General features: G+C 66.7%; 1 pseudogene. It reads right to left on the bottom strand.

Going from position 1 to position 381, the window contains the following annotated elements:
* Positions 1-364, bottom strand: a pseudogene (locus tag RhoFasB10_RS26010) (S-methyl-5'-thioadenosine phosphorylase); the annotation flags it as partial.
* Positions 365-381: the final 17 nt, after the last annotated feature.

The raw sequence follows: 381 nt of genomic DNA, 5'->3' as shown, positions 1-381 counted from the left end.
CTTCTTCACAGATCGTGCTGATGCGGCCCCAGGTGTAGTCGATGATCTGGTCCGGGCAGGCCAACACGCGCGGGCCGAAGTCTTCGGTGATGCCACCCACCGTGTTCAATGCCAGCACGCGCTGCGCGCCCAGCTGCTGCAGTGCGGCCAGGTTGGCGCGGTAGTTGATCTTGTGCGGCGGCAGTGAGTGCCCCTCGCCATGCCGCGCCAGGAACGCCACGCGATGGCCGAGCAGCGTGCCCACGCGCACCGGGCCGGACGGGCGGCCAAAGCGGGTGTCGACCTCGTGGGTCTGCACGTCGTCGAGCTTGGCCAGGTTGTAGACACCGGTACCGCCGATCACGGCCAGGGCGATCTGTTGCATTCAAAGCACTCCATGGA

The organism is Rhodococcus sp. B10, from assembly GCF_011770055.1.
Taxonomy (GTDB): Bacteria; Actinomycetota; Actinomycetes; order Mycobacteriales; family Mycobacteriaceae; genus Rhodococcoides; species Rhodococcoides kyotonensis_B.
This window is presented reverse-complemented; position numbering and strand designations above follow the sequence as displayed.